This is a genomic window from Candidatus Pelagibacter sp. Uisw_136 (assembly GCF_047720275.1).
Classification (GTDB): Bacteria; Pseudomonadota; Alphaproteobacteria; order Pelagibacterales; family Pelagibacteraceae; genus Pelagibacter.
In genome coordinates, this window is record NZ_CP159812.1 from 638,986 (window position 1) to 658,525 (window position 19,540).

Here is a 19,540-nt window from a genome sequence, read left to right on the forward strand (position 1 = left end):
TATACTTTATTATTTAAATTCTTATTTAATGTTTGAATAAGTGAGTGTTTACGCTATAACCATGACAAGTCGGGGCGTAGCGCAGCCTGGTAGCGCATCTGGTTTGGGACCAGAGGGTCGCAGGTTCAAATCCTGCCGCCCCGACCATTTTATGAAAAAAGCAAAAATTTATATTCCTACAAAAAATTCAATGCAGTCAGGCCTGGGTAAATCAGACAAATGGGTTATCAAATTTGAAACTGAAAATGCTGGTGTTAACCCTTTAATGGGTTGGGAGACAAGCACTAATACTCTTTCAGAATTAAATTTAGAATTTTCAACCAAAGAACTAGCTACTGAATATGCAAAAAAAAATAAAATAGATTTTGAGATAATTGAACCACAAAAAAGAAAAACAATTAAAAAATCATACGCTTATAACTTTCTAAAATAATGTTTAAATTTTTTACAAAAAAAAAATGGCAGTTATGGTCTTGGTTAGGTTCATTTGTAATTTTATTATCATTGTGGGTTCAGGTAAAAATTGATGTAAAAATAAATGAATGGTTTGGTGTATTTTACGATATGATTCAAAAAGCACTTGCTAAACCCAACGCTATTACAATTGAAGAGTACTGGGCAAATTTAGCATCATTTATTACACTAGCTGGAATATATATAGCTCTCTACGTTGTAATTAGTTTTTTTACAGCACACTTTTTGTTTAGATGGAGAACTGCGATGGTGGAATGGTATCATTCTGTTTATGATAGAGCTCGTAAAATAGAAGGTGCCTCACAAAGAGTTCAAGAAGATACAATTAAGTTTACCCGTATTATGGAATCTTTAGGTACAAGTTTTATTGAATCAGTCATGGTATTAATACAATTTACTCCAATTTTATTAGGGCTATCAGTCGGTATACCAATCTTCTTTTTTGGTGATTGGCAATATGGATTGATAACTGGTGCATTACTTTGGACATTGGGTGGTACAGCATTCTTGATAGGGTTAGGTTGGATATTACGTTTAGTTGGAGTGGAATATGATCTACAAAAAAAAGAGGCTGCATACAGAAAGATATTAGTAGTAGCTGAAGATGATGGTAACATTAGACCTAAAACAATAAATGAATTATTCGATGAGGTTCGTTCAATTCACTTTTTAAGCTACACAAGGTATTTATATTTTAATATTGGTCGTATGGCATATTTACAGGCAAATGTATTATCAGCTTATGTTTTCTTGGCACCAGCTATTGTAGCAGGCGTTGTGACATTAGGTGTTATGCAGCAAATTATAAGAGCTTTTGGAAGAGTTGAAGGTTCTATGCAATACCTATTAAAGGCTTGGCCTACCATTATAGAGTTGGCAAGTGTTTATAAACGTCTAAGAGAATTTGAGAGTGTAATAAATTCTACTGAAATAGTTATTCAAAAAGATTAATGTCTATTGATAAAAAATATGTCGATCAAATTGTAAAAGTTTCTGAAAAAGCAGCTTTGGCATCCTCTTTTTTAGTTGGGAAAAAAGACAAGATTGCAGCAGATCAAGCAGCTGTTGATTCAATGAGATTAGAATTAAATAAAATAGATATGAATGGTGAAGTTGTTATTGGTGAAGGTTCACTTGATGAGGCGCCTATGCTTTACACGGGTGAAAAACTTGGAAATAAAAATGGACCCTATTTTGATATTGCTGTTGATCCTTTAGAAGGAACAAATTTTGCAGCAAACAATTTACCTGGTGCAACTTCTGTTATTGCTATTGCTGAAAAAGGAAATCTTTTTAATGCACCCGAAACTTATATGGATAAAATTGCAACTGGACCAATTGAAAAGGGATTGATTGATCTAGATTTTCCATTAAAGAAAAATCTAACAAATCTTGCAGATTTCCTAAACAAAGATATTTTATCACTCACAGCATGTGTCATGGATAGACCAAGACATAAAAAAATAATTGATGAACTAAAGCAACTAAATATTAATATTAAATTAATTACCGATGGTGATATTCTTGGTGCATTATATGTAACAAATCAAAAATATAATGTTGATATATTTTTAGGTATAGGAGGTGGTCCAGAGGGAGTTTTAGCAGCATCAGCTCTTGATGCTTTTGACTGTCATTTTCAAGGGAGATTTATATTTGATAACGACAAAAATATTAAAGATGCAAAAAAGATGGGCATAAGTGATTTAAATAAAAAATATGAATTAAATGAAATTATAAAGGGGGACTCTATATTTTGTTCAACAGGGATTACCTCAAGTGAGATGTTAAATGGAGTTGTAATAAACAATAATGAATATATTACTGAAACATTTGTTACACACAAAAGTTTAAAATTTAAAGAAACGATAAAAAGAACAAATTTTATTGAAGAATGATTTCTGTTTCAGGTAAGAAGTGGGAACAAAAAAAAATTAACCAAAACCTAGTTGATAAATTAAAACAAGATTTTAATTTTAGTGACATTTTATCTAGACTAATTATTTCAAGAAAATTCGAAGATGATGAAATTGCAACAATCAATACAGATTTAGATTTAAACAACGTTTTTCTAAACAATGAAGATTTCAATCAATCTATTAAACTTGTTGTTAATTGTATTAATAACAATGAAAAAATATGTATTTTAGGTGATTATGATGTGGATGGGTCTGCTGCTACATCATTATTTGTCAAGTTTTTAGAAGGTATAAATCATCCTTTTTTTTACTACATACCTGACAGGGAAAAAGATGGCTATGGTGCTACCAAAAAATTATTCCAAAAACTGATCTTAGACGAGCCTAAATTAATTATAATGGTTGATTGTGGCTCCACTTCTAATGAAGCAATAGATTTTTTAAATGAAAATAAAATTAAATCCCTAATCATTGATCATCATGAAATTAATAAGCCATTTCCAAATGCAAATTCAATTATAAATCCTAAAAAAGATAATGGTTATAAAGAATATGACTATTTATGTGCCACATCACTTTCTTATTTTTTTTTAGATTTGCTAATTAAAAAAATTAAAAGTGAAATAAATATAGCAGATTATCTAATATATGTTTTGTTAGCTACCGTATGTGATGTGATGCCTCTAAGAAAACTTAATAGATTAATTGCACAAAACGCTCTTAAAAATTTTGATATAACAAAAAACTTACCCCTTAATACTTTATTTGAATTAAATGAAAAAAAAAATCAAATTAGTATCAATGATCTAGGTTATCTGGTTGGTCCAATATTAAATGCTGGTGGAAGATTAGGTAGATCTCAATATGCTACAGAATTATTGTCATCTAACAATCATCAGGTCATAAGAGATAGATCTAATCATTTAATTAAATTAAATGATAAAAGAAAAGAAATTGAAACTTTAATATTAAATGAAATAGATTTTCAAAAGATTGAAAAAGAAAATAAAGAAGTAATTTTTTACTATAATCCAAATATTAATGAAGGTTTGATAGGAATTATTGCTGCAAGATTAAAAGATTATTTTAATAAGCCATCTATTGTTATAACTGCCTCTAATAAATTATTAAAAGGATCTGCAAGATCAGTTTACAATTATAATATTGGTCGTGTAATTAAAAATTTACTAGATAAAAAAATAATTATAAGTGGTGGTGGTCACAATATGGCAGCAGGATTTAACCTTGATATAGGTAATCTTAAAAATTTTGAAAACTATATACTGGAAGATTTTTTAAAATCTAACATTATAAATAATAATATATATTCATATGAATCTGAAGTTTCATCGTTAGCATTTAACCAAGATTTTTATGATAATATAAAAAAATTAGAACCCTTTGGCACAGGAAACTCAGTACCAACCTTCATGTTACGAGATTTGAGAATAATTAAGCCTTTAGTTTTAAACAACAAGCATATTTCTTCAATATTGAAGTCAAAAACAGGATTTTCGATTAAATCAATATCATTTAATTCTATAAACACTAAGATTGGTGATCACTTAATGAATTATAAAAATAACATTAATGTAATAGGTCAAATCAATGAAAATATCTGGAATAATAAGAAGGCTCTTCAATTAACTATTAGAGACCTTATCCTGTAGTTTAATTACACTTGATAAATAATGACTTTTAAAATAAAAGATCACAACATGGTCCCTTCGTCTATCGGTTAGGACAGCTGGTTTTCATCCTGCAAAGGGGGGTTCGATTCCCCCAGGGACCGCCATAAATGAATTATTTTGTATATATAATATTAACTTTCACAAAAACTAAATACATTTCATACGTAGGCTATACAAATAATTTAGATAAACGATTAACATTACATAATAATTCGAAGGGTGCAAAGTTTACCAAGGGTAGAAAATGGACGTTAATATATAAAAAATGTTACAAAACTAAATCTCTAGCAATGAAGAATGAATATTTATTAAAAAATGATAGAGTCAAAAGGAATAGTATAAAAAAAAAATTTATAAAAAAGTATTATGAAAATATCAATTTTATTACCATATAAAGAAGATTTCTCATCAGAATATGCTGGCGCTGTATCTTTGTTTGTTAATCACACTAATAAATTGGGTTTATATTCAAATACAACAAAAATTTTTGGTAATACCAAATATAAGAAAACCCTATCTAGTCAGTATATAAACATAGATCTTGAAAAAAAAATATTACAGAGTAGCAGTAGACTTTATGTTGAAAAATTTATTAAATTACAAAAAAAAATAAATTCAGACTTAATTGAGGTTCACAATAGACCAAATTATATTAAACAAATTCGTGATGAAACTAGCACTAAATTAATTTTATTTTTTCATAACGATCCCATTCAAATGAATGGTTCAAAAACAATTAAGGATAGAATTTATTTATTAGAAAATCTTAATCATATTATATTTAATAGTATTTGGTCACAAAAAAGATTTTTTATTAATATTAATTTTAATAAATATCTAAATAAAACTTCTGTAATACAACAATCAACCTCTAAAGTAAAAATTGACTTTGAAAAAAAAGAAAAAATAATTTCATTTGTTGGAAAATTAAATAAAGCTAAAGGATATGATATTTTTGGTGAAACTATAATAAAAATTCTTAACAAACATAAAGATTGGAAGGCTGTTGTATTTGGAGATGAGCCTAGAGAAAAAATTATATTTTCTCATAAGAATCTATCAATTTATGGTTTTACGAACCACAATTTTATCTTAAATTATTTAAAAAAAGTTGGAATTTCAATAGTATGCTCAAGATGGGATGAGCCTTTCGGTAGGACAAGTTTAGAAGCAGCCAGCAGAGGTAGTGCTGTTATAATGACCAATAGAGGTGGTCTACCTGAAACTACTAATAATGGAATAATTTTAAAAGAACTAACTGTTGATGAACTTTATAAAGAAATAGAAATACTAATTAAAGATAAAAAATTGAGAATTGAAACTCAAAAAGAAATATACAAAGATTTTAAATTTACACATGAACTTATAAGAAAAAAAATAAATAGTTTAAGATTAAGTCTCACACAAAATAAAATAAAGATTAATAATATTAATAATAATACTAATTTAAAAATTTTACATATTACTAATTTTAATGAAAGACACGATGGTAGACTCCACTATAACACTGGAAAAAGAATAAATAATGGCTTTATACGACTTGGGCACAATGTTTTGCAGTTAAGTGATAGAGATATACTTTCATATTATAGAAATTTTACTGACCCTAAAGGTGTAAAAAAATTAAATCAAAAAATAATTAATACATTTTATAGTTTTAAACCAAATTTAATTGTTCTAGGTCACGCTGATAACGTTTTGAAATCAACACTAGAATTTTTAAAAAATGCTGACAAAAATTTAATGATTTCACAATGGTTTTTAGATCCTATCTCAGAAAATGGTCCTGACTTTATAAATAATAAGAAAAGAATTTTAGATAAATCTAATGTTATTGATGCTACATTTGTAACTACAGATCCCAGCTCATTATCTTTTGAAATAAAAAATTCATACTACATACCAAACCCAAGTGATCCAGCATTTGAAACTTTAAAAAACTACAATAACATGTGTTCAAATGACTTATTTTTTGCAATGAGTCATGGTGTCCACAGAGGAAAACTTAAAATAGGAAAAAATGACAATAGAGAATTTTTTCTAAATTCACTGATTAAAAAAAATAAGAATATTAATCATGATATGTATGGTTTTAATAATATTCAACCAATATGGGGTGATAACTTTATTTCTACATTAGCCAACTCAAAAATGGGTTTAAACTTGAGCCGTGGAATACCGTTAAAGTATTATAGTAGCGATAGAATAGCACAACTAATGGGTAATGGCTTACTCACATTTATAGATCAAAAAGTTTGTTATACAGATTTTTTTGAAGAAAATGAAATAATTACATACAAAAATGTAAATGATTTGACTGAAAAATTACAAAGATTTAAAAAAGACGATAAATTAAGAAAAGCTATAGCTAGAAAAGGTAGAGATAAATATGTGAAATATTTTAATTCAAATTTAGTAGCTAAATTTATAATTAATAAATCACTAAAAATTAATTATAAAGATAAATATTTATGGTACTAATTAGCTTATGAATTTTTATAAAAAAGCTGCATTTATTTTTATTTTGATAGTATTTGGAATAATTGTAACAGCAAAATCTCTTGAGCCTATTATTGAAAAACAAATATCAGGTATATTCGCAGATAAAAAACTTTCAAAAAAATTAAACAAAGAATTATTGAATTTAACTGAAGATTTCACACCTGAAAAAAGAGAATTTTATAAAAAAATTTTAGTATCACTCTATACTAAATGGCTACCACTTATTGAAGAGTCAAAACAAGAAGCAGAAAGTAAAATTAACAGTAATAAGTGAAAATAAATCTCTCTAAAGAAAAATTTTTTGTAATAATTTCTTTATTGTCCTTACCATTTTTTTTTTATTTATCTATAAATACTCTTAGTTATATATTTGATGGTGGACATCACGGATCTATATTATTAAATGGTTTAGACATTATTAACGGTAAAATCCCATATCAAGAAATTTTTCTTCAGTATGGATATCTAAATGCATTAATTAACTCAATTTTTCTAACTATATTTGATCAAAATATTTTAGCTATATATTCTACGACTTCATTGTTTTATTTTTTGTCAATTTTATTTATATCTCTATTGTCAAGAAATTTTAGTAATAATTATGGTTTAGTTTTTTCAATCATTATTTGTATTTTTAATCACCCTATACCTGAATATCCTTGGCCTAACTATTCTGCATTTTTTTTTTTAGTGATGAGTATTTATGTCTTTAATGTCGATAATAATAAAAGATTGTTTATTAGTGGTTTTTTCATTGCTCTTGCATGTTTAACTAGAGAAAATTTTTATTATTTCATAATACCATCTTTTCTGATCATCAATTTATTAATTTATTTTTCTTTAAAAAATAAAATAAAAAATTATTTTCTTATAACAGGGTTTCTATTACCGATAGGGTTTTTTATTGTTTATTTAATAAGTAATAATATTTTTTTTAATTGGGTTGAATTTCAAACATTACCTTTTGTATATTTGAAAAGTTATGAAACAACATTTTTTACACTTCTTCAAAAATTTATTTATTTTTTTATTAGCGAAGTACCATTTAAACTTGCAATTTCACCCCAATATATTCCTATTCTATTTATTTTAATCTTTAATACTTATGTTTTTTTTGAAGAATTATTTTTTAAGAAAGATAAAAATATTAAGATAATTTTTATTACATTATTATGCCTTTCTTCATTAATTGTTTCAATTAATCTTGAACTTTTTAGACTATATACCTCTGTACTTATTGGCCTTCCTGTAATTTTTTATAAGTTAAATTCTTTTAAAATGAATGATATTAAGTTTATTATTTTGTTTATTTTATTATTTATTTCTTGTTTTTCATTTTATTTTTTTCCGAAAGGAAACGTTAAATTTTTTAAAAACATTAACTATGAAAAATCAATATCATACAAAGAAATTAAATATTTTAAAAATCAAAAATGGGAAGCTGATAAATGGAATCTTCTTAAAACTGTTAAGTTGATTGATGATGAAATTATAAAAAAATGTAAAATTAATCATATATTAAATTTAACACCAAATGGTTTCATACTTGCCATATCAAGATTAGAGAGAATACAAATGGCAGCAATTTTTAACGAACATTTGGGTAAAGATTTTCATTTAATATTTCAAAAAAACTTTAAAAATATATCAAATAACATGATAATGAATGAGGATATCTACATCTATTCGATGGAAAATATGATTGATGTTTTAGATAATAATTTAGATAATTATAAAATTTCTCATAGAATTAAAGTCAAAGGATATAAGGGTTCAGAAATGAGAGTCTTTGTTCCTAAGAAATGCTACAATAATTTGAATTTATAAATATAAACAATGTTTAAAAAAATATATCTTTATCTTAATATTCTACATAAAAAGATAAAGTCTAAAAAAAGATATTATTCTTTTAGTGGTGTTGACATTGCAATTAATAATATTTTTAGAGATCTCAATGATGGAATTTATTTAGATATTGGATGTCAACATCCTATAAACAATAGTAATAGTTTTTTACTTAATCAAAAAGGGTGGTGCGGAATTAACGTTGATCTTGATCAAGATAATATAGATTTATTCAATTTTTCTAGACCTAAAGATACTAATATTTGTGCGGCTATTTCAGATACAATTAAAGATACTAATCTGTATTTTTACCATAAGAAATCTGCAATTAATACAATTGAAAATAAAGTTTCTAACTTTCAAAAAGCTAAAATAAAAGAAATTAAAAAAATTAAAACTAATACTCTTAATAATATTTTAAAATCAACAAAATTTGAGAATAAAAAATTTGATTTCATGTCAGTTGATGTCGAAGGTCATGAATTACAAGTATTTTTAGGTTTTGATTTTGAAAAATATTCTCCAAATGTTATTGTAGTTGAATTCTTAGATTTATCACTTTCAAAAATTGAAATTAAAGATCAAAATATCAATAATATTATAAACTCTGAACTTTATAAATTTTTAACCTCCAAAGGTTACACTCTTGTAAATTTTATTTATGCTGATTTAATATTTGTTAAAAATAGTTTCAGAAATTAATTAATTATAATTTAATTTTATTTAAAGCGTTATTTTTAAATAGATTTGCTTCTTTTATATATCTTCTAACCATTTCAGTGGATTTGTGACCTGTCATAGCCATTATGTTTCTTTCCTCAGCGCCAGACTCTGCTGTTGAGGTCGCAAACCCTGATCTTAGGCTATGTCCAGCGTATTTATGACTGTCTAAACCAGCATAATTTGCATACTTTTTAATTATTAATGCTACGCTTTTATCTGAAATATCAAAAATTTTACGTTTTTTTAAATCAAATATTTTAATCCAATTTTTTAATGCATTTACAGGACAAAATTTTTTATTATCAAAGTAGGGGATAGCCTTAGTCATCCCTTCTCCAGATTGATCAGTTTTTGACCTTTTTACGAAGATCTTAACTCCCTCTGATACAAATTCTAAGTCTTCATATTGGATATCAACCAACTCAGATCTTCTAAAACCGCCTGAAAATCCAATTAAAACTAAAGCCTTATCTCTAATTTTTCTTTTATCTTTTTCATTAGATTGATGTATTGCATTAATTAATATTTTTAACTCATTGATTAATAAGGGTTTTTTTCCTCTTTGATTACTTCCATTTTTTCTTTTAATTCCCATTAAATTTTCCATAATTATGGGATGTTTCGTATCTATATAATAGCCTTTAGTTTTATGAAGTATGCTGATTGATGCTAATCGTCTTTTTAAAGTGCTGTATTTAGAATAATACGATAAATGAGTTATATATAATGCTAATATTTTTGGTTGTGTTGGCATTGCTTGAAATCCATTTTTTGAACAAAATAACGAAAAGTCATTATAGTCAGACTGATAAGCTCGAATAGTATTTGCAGATTTAGAATTTCTTAAATTCTTGATAGTTTCTAATTCAAGGCTTTTTATGTCTGTAATTAAATCATTCATGTTTTCCGATAACCATTAATTATCGGAAATATATATTAGGTGATTTTGATTGTCAATACATATAAATATTAAATAATGAGCTCTTATGTAAATATTAATATTATAAGATTTGAATACAGAAGTTCTTGGTGTGCTGAAGCACCAGGACAAATAAAAGAAGAAATGCCAGTCATGTGGGAAAATGAATCTGATAGAAAAACTCATATTTTAGAAACAACATGGCTTTCAAAAGGTTTAGATGGAGATAAAAAGCTAGGAAAATACCAAAAATTTCAAGGTGTCTATAAAGTTTTGGTTTTAAGCTATAAACCAGAAATTAGAATTAGGTTTTTATCTCAGATTTAAAATAAATGATTAATATCAATAATTTAAATAATGGAATTAAACCAAATGATTAGAAAACTAGAAGAAAAAGACAAGGAAATTTGGGCTAAATTATATATTGGTTATGCTGATTTCTACAAAGTACCAATGAATACAGGGATTTTAGATACTCTTTGGGTATGGATTCAAGATGAAAGCCATGATGTTAAAGGACTTTGCTTTGAATTAGAGGGTAAGATCCGTGGAATTGCCCATTATAGAACAATGCCAAGACCCATTAAGGGCAAATATATTGGTTTTTTAGACGATTTGTTCGTAGAGCCAGAATTTAGAGGTCAAAAAATAGCTCAAAAACTTATTAGTCATCTAAAATCCTTATCTAAAGCTAATAATTGGAATGGAATTCGTTGGATCACCCACTCTTCTAATGAAAATGCAAAGAAATTATACGATAAAATAGCTTATAACACTGGATTTGAACTTTATGAAATTAAAGGGAACTAAGTTTCAGCTTAAAGTGTGGAATTACCTAAAGAAAATACCCAAGGGCAAAGTTAAGACCTATTTAGAAGTTGCTAAAGCCATTGGAAAACCTAAGGCATTCAGAGCTGTTGCTAATGCAGTAGGTAAAAACCCCTATCCACCTAAAATACCCTGTCATCGAGTGATCAGATCAGATGGAAGTCTCGGCGGATACTCTGGAGAAGGTGGAATTCAACAAAAACGACGTTTATTGAGATCAGAAAAGGTCTTCATAAAATAGTGCTTTTAACCACAAAAAACCTCAAAAACCTTTGGTATTAAACACTTTTTAGATATTTAGCCCTATTTTAGTCTAATTGCTGTAATGCATCCTTTAGTTGTACTGCAAAAGGACTTTGGGCTAAAATAGACCATCCTATGGACGTTTAAACAGTATATTCTCATACTGCATTGCTCTACTTGTCAACAATAGCAACGATTATAGAAGGGGTAAAAAAGACCATTTTACTGGCTTTTTTAACCTCCTATTCTACTCATAAATAATCTAATTTTTAACAAAACTTCCCTATTAATTGAAATAAGTATTTAATATCAATACTAAATAGCCATTTTACCAAGCTACAAAACTATATTTAATTTAATAAAAATCAAAATTTCTCAATTTTCACTTTTTTAACTATAAAAAAAAGATTTATGCTTCTTTTATCTTATTTTAGGCCTATTTTTAGTAACTATAATTTAACTACTTTTTAAACATTATTATATTTCATCGATAATTTTATAAATTTATAATATTATATTTAAATTAATAATTACAGTAGTTTAAAATGTATTATAAAAGTATAATATTAAGTATTAGTAAACAAATAATACATATTTAATTGGATTTAATATGAGATTCTCTTCTAGATATATAAATCCCACTCATAATAATAATTGATAAACCTAAGAATGTCCAATTATCTGGAAAATCACTAAAGAAGTAATAACCAATAATGATATTAGTAATAATTTCAAAGTAGCTAAATGGAGCTAATTTAGATGCATCAGCATATTTAAGGGATAATATAAGAAATAAGTGACCAACACAGGCAAATACTCCTATAGAGGCCATCATAGACCATTGCGAGGCACTTGGATTAACCCAAATAAGAGGCATTATGCCTGAAACAGCTACCAATCCAACTAATCCTGTTAATAATAAGGTTAATAAAGGGTTATCTGAAGTGCTCAATTTACGTGTAATTATCAAATAGAAGCCATACATTACACCAGTCCCTAATGCAGCTATACTAGCCAAGTTAATCTCTACAAAACCTGGCCTTATAACAACTAGAGAGCCAATAAACCCTATAATAACAGCAGTCCATCTCCTTACACCCACCTTCTCACCCAAAAATATAGGGGAAAATGCAGTAACAATTAAGGGTGCCACAAAGGCAAGCGTTAAAGCTTTAGCTAAAGAGATAACAGATATTGCATAGAAGAAACAAATATTAGCACAAAGTAGTATTAACCCTCTTATTATTTGTAACTTAGGCTTATCAGTCCAAACAAGCTGCTTATTATAAAAGAAGAACATTATTGGAAGCGTGAATGCGACCGTAAAAAAGTATCTTGCCCAAGTGATCTGTAAAACTGGCATATCCGCACTTAAATACTTGGCAAAACCATCCATGATTGGAAGCATTACCCAGGCTAAAAGGTTAAATGTGATGGCTTTCATAAGCCAATAGATACAGTTTAATTAAAGTATTTTAAAGCAAAGAATACGACCACTGGAATAGTAGCAAAAGACATAACTGTAGAGACAACAATGGTACTAGCAACACTATCTACAATCTTTTTCGGTGAATAAATTGAAGCTACAAGATAATTTAAAACAGCACTAGGCATTGAACATTGAATTAATAGAACACCAGCTGCAAATCCTGATAGATCAAAATATCTAATTATTAATAACGCAACAATGGGACCTAAGATAACTCTTCCAATTGATGAGATCACAGCCTTTTTAAAAGAAAAAACTTTAAAACGAGTTAAGGCAATTCCTAAAGACATTAATATTAAAAAAATTGTAGCATACATTAGTAGAAACGTTGTGTTTTCTATAAAGACTGGAAGTTCTATTTTGAAATATAGAAAAATCACTGAAATTATAATTGCATAAAATGGTGGATTTTTAAGAATAACATTAATATTGAATTTTCTATCAGCAAGAAAAATCCCCAACGTAAAGTGGCATAAAACTATTAAGGCTCCAATTGATGCTGCAACACCTAAACCTTCATTACCATAAGCAAATAGGCAAATAGGCATACCTATATTTCCAGTATTAGGCATTATAAATGGTGGAAGCTCACGGATTATATCTTTTGTTTTTAAGAAAAATAAAAAAATTATTCCAATAAAAGTAAAGGCTACAATTGCTATTAAGAAGTACCAAGAATAATCTTTAAATATTTCAAAGGATATGCCAGTTGAAGTTAGAGCATATATAATCATTGCTGGAGTTCCAATATTAGCAGCAAAATTAGTTATGAAAGTTGTATCAATTTTTGAATTATTTTTACCTAAGTAGTACCCAATACCAACAACAAAGAAGACAGGAAATATTACCTCAAACAGTTTTAGATATATTTCCATTAATTATAAATTCTAATCAATGTAGGATATTTAAGAATATTTTTGTCTTTTTTGAAAACAGAAAGACAATTCTTAGAATTAAGCTCATTAGTTTTATGGGTAATAATAACGATAGTAGCTTTATTATTTTTTTTATCAGGAGTTTGAATTAGTCTTTTTACTGAAATTTTATACTTAGCTAATCTATTTGTGATTGTTGATAAAACACCAGGTTTGTCTCTAACTTCAAATCGTAAATATAAAGAATTAGTATAATTATTAACATTATAACATTTAATTGATTTACGTTTATTACCAGGAATACCAAAGGGTTTTTTAACATTCCCATTCAATATTGAAAGTAGATCAGATAATAATGATGATGAGGTTGGACCATGGCCAGCTCCCTCTCCCTGCAATATACTCTCACCAACAGGTTTTCCTTCAAGAATAACAGCATTCATAACTCCACCGACGTTACCAATGTAAGAATTTTTACTAACTAGGCATGGATGAACAGTTTCAAATAGTTGATTATTAATAATCTCAGAAATACCCAATAATTTAATACGTGAATTTAATTGATCAGCAATTTCAATATCTTTTAACTCAATCTTCTCAATACCTTCCATCAAACATTTGTGTTTTGAAATCTTAGTATTAAATGCAAGAGCAGACAAAATTCTCACTTTAGCAAAAGCATCAAAACCGTTAAGATCTAATTTGGAGTTACCTGGTTCAGCGTATCCTAATTTTTGAGCCTTTTTTAAAACATTAGCAAAACTGTCTTTAGCATCTCTCATTTCTGAAAGAATATAGTTAGAAGTACCATTCAAAATTCCATAAACTTTAGTAATCTTGTTAGTTGCAAGACCTTCTTTAATAGTTCTTAATATTGGAATCCCACCTGCTACAGATGCTTCAAATTCTAAATTAACATTATTATCTTCAGCTAATTTTCCTAAATAATCGCCATGTTTAGAGATGAGCGCTTTATTCGGAGTGATTACATGTATTTTATTTTTTAAAGCAGTTTCTACAACTTTTTTAGATAGCCCATCTGACATACCTATAGCTTCGAATAAAATATCTACTTTGGTTTTATTAAAAATTTCTAATGGGTTTTCAAAAAATATTTTCTTATTAACTTTAAATCTCCGCTTTTTAGAAATGTTTCTTGCTGAAACAGCTACTATATTAATCTTATTACCCGTCTTAAGTTCAATATCCTTTTTTTTAGTATTAAGCTCATTTAACAAATAGATACCTACTTGCCCTAAACCAACCACAGCAATGTTAATTATATCTTTCATCTATTGGTTAATATCTGGGTATTCTGCGTTATTTGAATAATCTTTAAGAAAAAGGTTAAATTCACCAAAAGTCATAGATTTATAATCACCAGTTTTCTTTAATATCTCGGATAATTTTTTATCTTCAGTAGATTTTTTTATTGGATCTTTATTCCAATAAGCAGAGTCTTTGTTTAATGAGCACGAAGTTAAAAATAAAATTAAAGAGAAAAATAAGTATTTCAAATTAATCCTTTTGTTTCATTAAAACCGTATTTAATATTCATATTTTGTATTGCTTGTCCTGCTCCACCTTTAATCAAATTATCAATAGCAGATAAAATAATAACTCTATTTTTATACTTAGTTTTACAAATTACTATAGAACAATTATTTGTGTTAATTATGTCGTTTGTACTTAACAATGAATTTGTTTTTAAAATTTTAACGAATCTATTTTTTGAATATTGACTTTTTAAAATATTTTCTAATTTTTTAATGCTTACACCTTTGTTAAGATCTACATAAATAGTACTAAGTATACCTCTAAACATTGGTATTAGATGAGGTGTAAATGTAAAAGAAAATTTCTTCTTACTATAGTTATTAATTTCTTGTTGAATTTCAGAGTTATGTCTGTGAAAACCTACACCATAAGCACTTAAAGACTCATAAAGGTTTTTATCTTTATATTTATTATGTACACCTCTACCAGCTCCAGAATAACCAGATTTTGAGTCTATAATAACATTATTTGTTTTTATTAAATTTTTCTTAATTAAAGGAATAAGTGGTAGAAGTATTGAAGTTGGATAACAACCTGGACATCCAATAATATTAAATTTCTTTACTTTGTTACCATTGATTTCTGGTAATGAATAAATTGATTTTTTAATATTTTTGACAGATCTATGGTTTTGTTTGTACCATTTTAGATAATCAGATGCTTTATTAAGTCTAAAGTCTGCAGCTAAATCAATTAATACATTATGTTTTAATAAATCATTTGAAATATCTTGTGCTTCACCATTGGGTAAAGCTGTAAAAATAAGGTCTATATTTTTTAAAAGTGCTTTGTTGTATCTAATAATTTTAGGTAACTTTTTTGAACTTAATGACTTTTCATAACTAGAGATATTTTTTCCAACAGAGGAATTTCCACAAAGATATTTAATCTTAATATCGCTGTGTTTAACTAATAATTTAATTAATTGAACACCGATATAACCAGTAGATCCAGCAACTAAAACATTAAGCTTAGGCATTTTTTTATTATAGCAGTTTAGAGTTAAAAAAGAATTATCTTTTTGAGAATTGGAAGCTTCTTCTAGCTTTTCTACGACCAGGTTTTTTTCTCTCAACTGATCTAGAATCTCTAGTATTTAGCTTTTCAGTCTTAAGTACCGCTCTATTCTCAGAATCAAATAAGATTAGTGCTTTAGCTATACCATGTACCATTGCACCAGCCTGACCTGTGTGTCCACCACCCGCAACACTACATCTAACATCGTAATCTGTAGCTTGGTTTATAATTTCAAATGGTCTTGTAATTTGCATTTTATGACTTCCACTAGTGAAATATTCATCCATAGTTCTGCCATTAACGTAAATCTTGCCAGTACCCTTTTTCACCCAAATTTTTGCAATAGATTTTTTTCTTCTACCAGTTGCGTATTTACTATCTTTAAAATCTAATTTAATTTTAGGTTTTTTTGTAGATACTTTAGTTGGTGCAGCTGCTGTTTCCATATTAATTTCTTATTAAATTTTTACTGTTTAATTTAGCTAGGTCTAAAAGTTTAGGGTTTTGTGCTGCATGAGGGTGGTCTTCACCAGCATAAATTTTTACTTTAGTTAACTGTTTTCTACCAAGAACTCCTCCAGGTAACATTCTTTTTACAGCTAGTTTTAGTGTCTCACCAGGTTTGTTTTTTTCTAATAATTTTTCAGGAGTAATTTCTTTAATTCCACCAGGATGACCAGTATGTCTATAATACTTTTTATCTTTGAATTTTTTTCCTGTGAACTTTGCTTGCTCAACATTTTTAACTACAACAAAGTCACCATCATCCATGTGAGGTGTAAAAGTAGTTTTGTTTTTTCCTCTAACAATCATAGCTATAATTGAAGCTAATCTACCTACTACAGCATTTTTAGCGTCAATCTCAAACCAGTTGCTGTTTAATTCACTACTTTTTAGAAATTTTGTCATTGTGCAGGGATTAATACTATTATTAGATATAATGTCAATTTTATATTTCTCTTGTAATATCTTACTTAAATGATAGTTTGATTAAGCCGATTTGTTCCTATTGCAGGCTAGTTAATGCTAAAAAGGATATTACACACATTATCGGTAGGCACATTTGAACTGTATTGTACGCCTTGCATAAAGCATAAGTACTAAAAAAGGAGTATTAAGATGAGCACAAAAAGACAAAACCCTGAGACTATAGCCATACATGGTGGTGATTACAGAAGCGATCCAACAACAAAAGCAGTAGCTGTTCCAATTTATAGAACAACATCATATCAATTCGATAGTACTGAACATGCTGCAAATTTGTTTGCCCTTAAAGAGTTCGGAAACATTTATACAAGAATAATGAATCCCACTAATGATGCACTTGAAAAAAGAGTTGCTTCTTTAGAGGGTGGTTTGGCTTGTTTAACAGTTGCTTCAGGACAAACAGCATCATCTTTTGCAATCTTAAATGTTGCACAAGCTGGAGATAATATAGTTAGTTCAACAGATCTATATGGGGGGACTATTTCTTTATTTACACATACTTTAAGTAAACTTGGTATTGAAGTTAGATATGCAGACCCTTCTGACCCCAAGAACTTTGAAAAAGCTGTTGATGATAAAACTAGAGCTTTTTATGGTGAGACTTTACCCAATCCTTATTTGAGAGTTTTTCCAATTAAAGAAGTTTCTGATATTGGTAAAAAATACAACATACCATTAATAATGGATAACACAGCTGCTCCTGTAATTTGCAAACCTTTAGAACATGGTGCTGCTATAGTAGTTTATTCACTAACAAAATATATAGGTGGACATGGTACTGTTGTAGGTGGAGCTTTGGTTGATGGTGGTAATTTTGATTGGACAGCTGATCCAAAAAGACAACCTCTATTTAATGAGCCTGATGCAAGTTATGGTGGCGCTGTTTGGGGAAAAGTGGTTCCAGAATTAACTGGAGCTAATGTTTCTTTTGCAGTGAGAGCTAGAGTTACATTACTAAGAGATCTTGGTTCTGCTCTATCTCCTGACAACGCATTTGGAATTATTCAAGGCCTTGAAACAGTTGCTCTTAGAATGAAACAGCACTGTTCTAATGCATCAAAAGTTGTTGACTATTTAAAAAAAAATAAGGAAGTAGCTAGAGTAATTTATCCAACGGAACATGAAGGTAAAATTGCAGATCGTGCTAAAAAATACCTTAATGATGGGAATGGTGGTTTAGTAGGTATTGAACTCAAAGGTGGGACTGAAGCAGGCAAAAGGTTTATAGAGTCTTTGAAGATGTTTTATCATGTTGCAAATATTGGCGATGCAAGAAGTTTAGCAATTCATCCTGCAACAACAACTCATAGTCAGTTAACAGAAAAAGAATTGTTAGCTTCAGGTGTTACACCTGGATACGTAAGATTATGTATTGGTATAGAACATATAGATGACATTATTGAAGATTTAGAACAAGCATTAAATAAATCTTCAAAGGGAAATTTGAAAGCAGTTAGTTAGAGTTTTTGTATAATATCAAAAAATAAGAACTCAAAACTAATATTGAACCTAACTGGTGTAGTGACGCATATTTAATCTCTACACCAGAAATTAAAGTTACAATCCCTAAAAAAATTTGAATCAAGATAGCGAGATCAAAAAATAATAAATATTTAAAATCATATTTTTTTTTAAAATAGATAAAATTCAAAATGATTATAAAAAATAAAAGTAAATAAGCAGTCAATCTATGCAAAAATTGAACAATAGATGGATTACTTAATAATTGACTATTAATTACATCTTTATAACCAACATCATTTGGGAAAAAGCTTCCGTTCATATCAGGCCATGAATTATATATAAGTCCACCATCTAAGCCTGATAAAAAAGCACCCAATACAATTTGTAAAACTATCAACTTGAGTATGAATACTAAAAGTAAATTTGGAATTTTTTTATCAAATCTTTCAATTTTATAAATATCAAGAATATACCAAAAGATTAAACATAAGATGAATAAAGCAAGAGACAAATGAATGCTAAGTCTAAAGTGACTAACGTCATTATTTTCAATTAATCCACTAGAGACCATGTACCAACCGATAAATCCTTGAAGGCACACAAGGAAAAATATCCAATAATATTTATTTGAATAACTTCGGTTATTTTTAAAATATAAGCTAAAGAAAAGCAAAGGTACTAAAGTAAATAGACCAACAAATCTTGCTAATAACCTATGAACATATTCCCAATAGAAAATTACTTTAAATTCATCTAAAGCCATACCAAAATTAATATTTTGATATTCAGGTATTTTTTTGTACTCAGAAAAGTAAAAATTCCACTCACTAGTATTCAATGGTGGTAGTATTCCAGTAAATAGTTCCCAGGCAGTGATAGATAAACCTGAATCAGTTAATCTAGTAAGTCCTCCAACTGCTACCATCAGAACAATTAATGAAAATAAAGTTATTAACCACAATTTTAAATATTTTATATAGTTGTCGCTATTTACAAACATAAATTAT

22 protein-coding genes, 2 tRNA genes and 1 riboswitch are annotated in these 19,540 nt (G+C 27.7%); of the genes, 15 read left to right on the forward strand and 9 right to left on the reverse strand.

From position 1 onward, the window contains the following. Positions 1-70: 70 nt before the first annotated feature. From ABXT53_RS03350 to ABXT53_RS03400, 11 genes are all read left to right on the forward strand, one after another. A tRNA-Pro gene (locus ABXT53_RS03350) sits at positions 71-147 on the forward strand. A 4-nt stretch (positions 148-151) separates the two neighbouring features. After that, the gene (locus tag ABXT53_RS03355; RefSeq protein ID WP_415291229.1) at positions 152-433 is read left to right on the forward strand and encodes an ETC complex I subunit; all 282 of its coding nucleotides are present in this window, start codon (positions 152-154) and stop codon (positions 431-433) included. Further along, positions 433-1,425, forward strand: coding sequence for a putative transporter (locus ABXT53_RS03360; RefSeq protein WP_415291230.1), 993 nt, complete (start codon positions 433-435; stop codon positions 1,423-1,425). The genes ABXT53_RS03355 and ABXT53_RS03360 overlap by 1 nt, the downstream gene beginning before the upstream one ends. Then, complete coding sequence (glpX, locus tag ABXT53_RS03365) at positions 1,425-2,372, forward strand: class II fructose-bisphosphatase (protein WP_415291231.1); 948 nt, start codon at positions 1,425-1,427, stop codon at positions 2,370-2,372. Before ABXT53_RS03360 ends, glpX begins: the two co-directional genes overlap by 1 nt. Further along, positions 2,369-4,063 carry a single-stranded-DNA-specific exonuclease RecJ gene (gene recJ / locus ABXT53_RS03370; protein WP_415291232.1) on the forward strand — a complete coding sequence of 565 codons (1,695 nt, stop codon included), beginning with the start codon at positions 2,369-2,371 and terminating at the stop codon, positions 4,061-4,063. The genes glpX and recJ overlap by 4 nt, the downstream gene beginning before the upstream one ends. Before the next feature lie 50 nt (positions 4,064-4,113). Then, a tRNA-Glu gene (locus ABXT53_RS03375) sits at positions 4,114-4,188 on the forward strand. A 3-nt stretch (positions 4,189-4,191) separates the two neighbouring features. Continuing rightward, positions 4,192-4,479 (forward strand): GIY-YIG nuclease family protein, encoded by a 288-nt coding sequence (locus ABXT53_RS03380; protein ID WP_415291233.1) that lies wholly within the window; start codon positions 4,192-4,194, stop codon positions 4,477-4,479. Continuing rightward, positions 4,451-6,565 carry a glycosyltransferase gene (locus tag ABXT53_RS03385; RefSeq protein WP_415291234.1) on the forward strand — a complete coding sequence of 705 codons (2,115 nt, stop codon included), beginning with the start codon at positions 4,451-4,453 and terminating at the stop codon, positions 6,563-6,565. Before ABXT53_RS03380 ends, ABXT53_RS03385 begins: the two co-directional genes overlap by 29 nt. Before the next feature lie 7 nt (positions 6,566-6,572). Next, positions 6,573-6,860, forward strand: a complete 288-nt coding sequence (locus ABXT53_RS03390; RefSeq protein ID WP_415291235.1) for a hypothetical protein — start codon at positions 6,573-6,575, stop codon at positions 6,858-6,860. Beyond that, positions 6,857-8,413, forward strand: coding sequence for an ArnT family glycosyltransferase (locus ABXT53_RS03395; RefSeq protein ID WP_415291236.1), 1,557 nt, complete (start codon positions 6,857-6,859; stop codon positions 8,411-8,413). Before ABXT53_RS03390 ends, ABXT53_RS03395 begins: the two co-directional genes overlap by 4 nt. A 9-nt stretch (positions 8,414-8,422) precedes the next feature. After that, positions 8,423-9,133: an FkbM family methyltransferase gene (locus ABXT53_RS03400; protein WP_415291237.1), complete on the forward strand. Its 711-nt coding sequence runs from the start codon at positions 8,423-8,425 to the stop codon at positions 9,131-9,133. A 4-nt stretch (positions 9,134-9,137) separates the two neighbouring features. On the opposite strand, the gene ABXT53_RS03405 is transcribed toward ABXT53_RS03400, so the two are convergent. After that, a complete protein-coding gene (locus ABXT53_RS03405) occupies positions 9,138-10,055 on the reverse strand; it encodes a site-specific integrase (RefSeq protein WP_415291238.1) in 918 nt (305 codons plus the stop codon). 75 nt (positions 10,056-10,130) lie between these two features. Between ABXT53_RS03405 and ABXT53_RS03410 the strand changes: the two genes are divergently transcribed. From ABXT53_RS03410 to ABXT53_RS03420, 3 genes are read left to right on the forward strand one after another with little or no spacing between them, the layout of a single operon-like run. Next, entirely contained in the window at positions 10,131-10,400 is a 270-nt protein-coding gene (locus ABXT53_RS03410) for a hypothetical protein (protein WP_415291239.1), read from the forward strand. 45 nt (positions 10,401-10,445) lie between these two features. Beyond that, positions 10,446-10,883 carry a GNAT family N-acetyltransferase gene (locus ABXT53_RS03415; RefSeq protein ID WP_415291305.1) on the forward strand — a complete coding sequence of 146 codons (438 nt, stop codon included), beginning with the start codon at positions 10,446-10,448 and terminating at the stop codon, positions 10,881-10,883. Beyond that, positions 10,864-11,142, forward strand: a complete 279-nt coding sequence (locus ABXT53_RS03420) for a methylated-DNA--[protein]-cysteine S-methyltransferase (RefSeq protein WP_415291241.1) — start codon at positions 10,864-10,866, stop codon at positions 11,140-11,142. Before ABXT53_RS03415 ends, ABXT53_RS03420 begins: the two co-directional genes overlap by 20 nt. 597 nt (positions 11,143-11,739) lie before the next feature. On the opposite strand, the gene ABXT53_RS03425 is transcribed toward ABXT53_RS03420, so the two are convergent. The 7 genes from ABXT53_RS03425 to rplM are packed head-to-tail and all read right to left on the reverse strand — an operon-like array spanning position 11,740 to position 16,991. Continuing rightward, positions 11,740-12,588, reverse strand: coding sequence for a DMT family transporter (locus ABXT53_RS03425; RefSeq protein WP_415291242.1), 849 nt, complete (start codon positions 12,586-12,588; stop codon positions 11,740-11,742). A gap of 17 nt (positions 12,589-12,605) precedes the next feature. Then, positions 12,606-13,508, reverse strand: coding sequence for an AEC family transporter (locus ABXT53_RS03430; protein WP_415291244.1), 903 nt, complete (start codon positions 13,506-13,508; stop codon positions 12,606-12,608). After that, on the reverse strand, positions 13,508-14,800 hold the full coding sequence (locus ABXT53_RS03435) for a homoserine dehydrogenase (protein ID WP_415291245.1): 1,293 nt from the start codon (positions 14,798-14,800) through the stop codon (positions 13,508-13,510). The genes ABXT53_RS03430 and ABXT53_RS03435 overlap by 1 nt, the downstream gene beginning before the upstream one ends. Continuing rightward, entirely contained in the window at positions 14,801-15,025 is a 225-nt protein-coding gene (locus ABXT53_RS03440) for a hypothetical protein (RefSeq protein WP_415291247.1), read from the reverse strand. Beyond that, positions 15,022-16,044: an N-acetyl-gamma-glutamyl-phosphate reductase gene (gene argC, locus ABXT53_RS03445; RefSeq protein ID WP_415291248.1), complete on the reverse strand. Its 1,023-nt coding sequence runs from the start codon at positions 16,042-16,044 to the stop codon at positions 15,022-15,024. Before argC ends, ABXT53_RS03440 begins: the two co-directional genes overlap by 4 nt. Positions 16,045-16,078: 34 nt before the next feature. After that, complete coding sequence (rpsI, locus tag ABXT53_RS03450; RefSeq protein ID WP_415279136.1) at positions 16,079-16,528, reverse strand: 30S ribosomal protein S9; 450 nt, start codon at positions 16,526-16,528, stop codon at positions 16,079-16,081. A 1-nt stretch (position 16,529) separates the two neighbouring features. Then, positions 16,530-16,991, reverse strand: coding sequence for a 50S ribosomal protein L13 (gene rplM, locus ABXT53_RS03455; protein ID WP_415291249.1), 462 nt, complete (start codon positions 16,989-16,991; stop codon positions 16,530-16,532). Between the two features lie 137 nt (positions 16,992-17,128). After that, positions 17,129-17,197, forward strand: a riboswitch (SAM riboswitch). A 4-nt stretch (positions 17,198-17,201) separates the two neighbouring features. Here rplM and ABXT53_RS03460 point away from each other — a divergent pair. After that, positions 17,202-18,530 (forward strand): O-acetylhomoserine aminocarboxypropyltransferase/cysteine synthase family protein, encoded by a 1,329-nt coding sequence (locus ABXT53_RS03460; RefSeq protein WP_415291250.1) that lies wholly within the window; start codon positions 17,202-17,204, stop codon positions 18,528-18,530. Here ABXT53_RS03460 and ABXT53_RS03465 read toward each other — a convergent pair. Then, positions 18,523-19,533 (reverse strand): COX15/CtaA family protein, encoded by a 1,011-nt coding sequence (locus tag ABXT53_RS03465; protein ID WP_415291251.1) that lies wholly within the window; start codon positions 19,531-19,533, stop codon positions 18,523-18,525. The two genes, ABXT53_RS03460 and ABXT53_RS03465, sit on opposite strands and share 8 nt — an antisense overlap. Between the last annotated feature and the right edge of the window lie 7 nt (positions 19,534-19,540).

Excerpts from the sequence above, each read along its gene's own strand:
- ABXT53_RS03355 (WP_415291229.1), top strand. The coding sequence starts at position 152 with ATGAAAAAAGCAAAAATTTATATTCCTACAAAAAATTCAATGCAGTCA.
- ABXT53_RS03360 (WP_415291230.1), top strand. The coding sequence starts at position 433 with ATGTTTAAATTTTTTACAAAAAAAAAATGGCAGTTATGGTCTTGGTTA.
- glpX (WP_415291231.1), top strand. The coding sequence starts at position 1,425 with ATGTCTATTGATAAAAAATATGTCGATCAAATTGTAAAAGTTTCTGAA.
- recJ (WP_415291232.1), top strand. The coding sequence starts at position 2,369 with ATGATTTCTGTTTCAGGTAAGAAGTGGGAACAAAAAAAAATTAACCAA.
- ABXT53_RS03380 (WP_415291233.1), top strand. The coding sequence starts at position 4,192 with ATGAATTATTTTGTATATATAATATTAACTTTCACAAAAACTAAATAC.
- ABXT53_RS03385 (WP_415291234.1), top strand. The coding sequence starts at position 4,451 with ATGAAAATATCAATTTTATTACCATATAAAGAAGATTTCTCATCAGAA.
- ABXT53_RS03390 (WP_415291235.1), top strand. The coding sequence starts at position 6,573 with ATGAATTTTTATAAAAAAGCTGCATTTATTTTTATTTTGATAGTATTT.
- ABXT53_RS03400 (WP_415291237.1), top strand. The coding sequence starts at position 8,423 with ATGTTTAAAAAAATATATCTTTATCTTAATATTCTACATAAAAAGATA.
- ABXT53_RS03405 (WP_415291238.1), bottom strand. The coding sequence starts at position 10,055 with ATGAATGATTTAATTACAGACATAAAAAGCCTTGAATTAGAAACTATC.
- ABXT53_RS03410 (WP_415291239.1), top strand. The coding sequence starts at position 10,131 with ATGAGCTCTTATGTAAATATTAATATTATAAGATTTGAATACAGAAGT.
- ABXT53_RS03415 (WP_415291305.1), top strand. The coding sequence starts at position 10,446 with ATGATTAGAAAACTAGAAGAAAAAGACAAGGAAATTTGGGCTAAATTA.
- ABXT53_RS03420 (WP_415291241.1), top strand. The coding sequence starts at position 10,864 with ATGAAATTAAAGGGAACTAAGTTTCAGCTTAAAGTGTGGAATTACCTA.
- ABXT53_RS03425 (WP_415291242.1), bottom strand. The coding sequence starts at position 12,588 with ATGAAAGCCATCACATTTAACCTTTTAGCCTGGGTAATGCTTCCAATC.
- ABXT53_RS03430 (WP_415291244.1), bottom strand. The coding sequence starts at position 13,508 with ATGGAAATATATCTAAAACTGTTTGAGGTAATATTTCCTGTCTTCTTT.
- ABXT53_RS03435 (WP_415291245.1), bottom strand. The coding sequence starts at position 14,800 with ATGAAAGATATAATTAACATTGCTGTGGTTGGTTTAGGGCAAGTAGGT.
- argC (WP_415291248.1), bottom strand. The coding sequence starts at position 16,044 with ATGCCTAAGCTTAATGTTTTAGTTGCTGGATCTACTGGTTATATCGGT.
- rpsI (WP_415279136.1), bottom strand. The coding sequence starts at position 16,528 with ATGGAAACAGCAGCTGCACCAACTAAAGTATCTACAAAAAAACCTAAA.
- rplM (WP_415291249.1), bottom strand. The coding sequence starts at position 16,991 with ATGACAAAATTTCTAAAAAGTAGTGAATTAAACAGCAACTGGTTTGAG.
- ABXT53_RS03460 (WP_415291250.1), top strand. The coding sequence starts at position 17,202 with ATGAGCACAAAAAGACAAAACCCTGAGACTATAGCCATACATGGTGGT.
- ABXT53_RS03465 (WP_415291251.1), bottom strand. The coding sequence starts at position 19,533 with ATGTTTGTAAATAGCGACAACTATATAAAATATTTAAAATTGTGGTTA.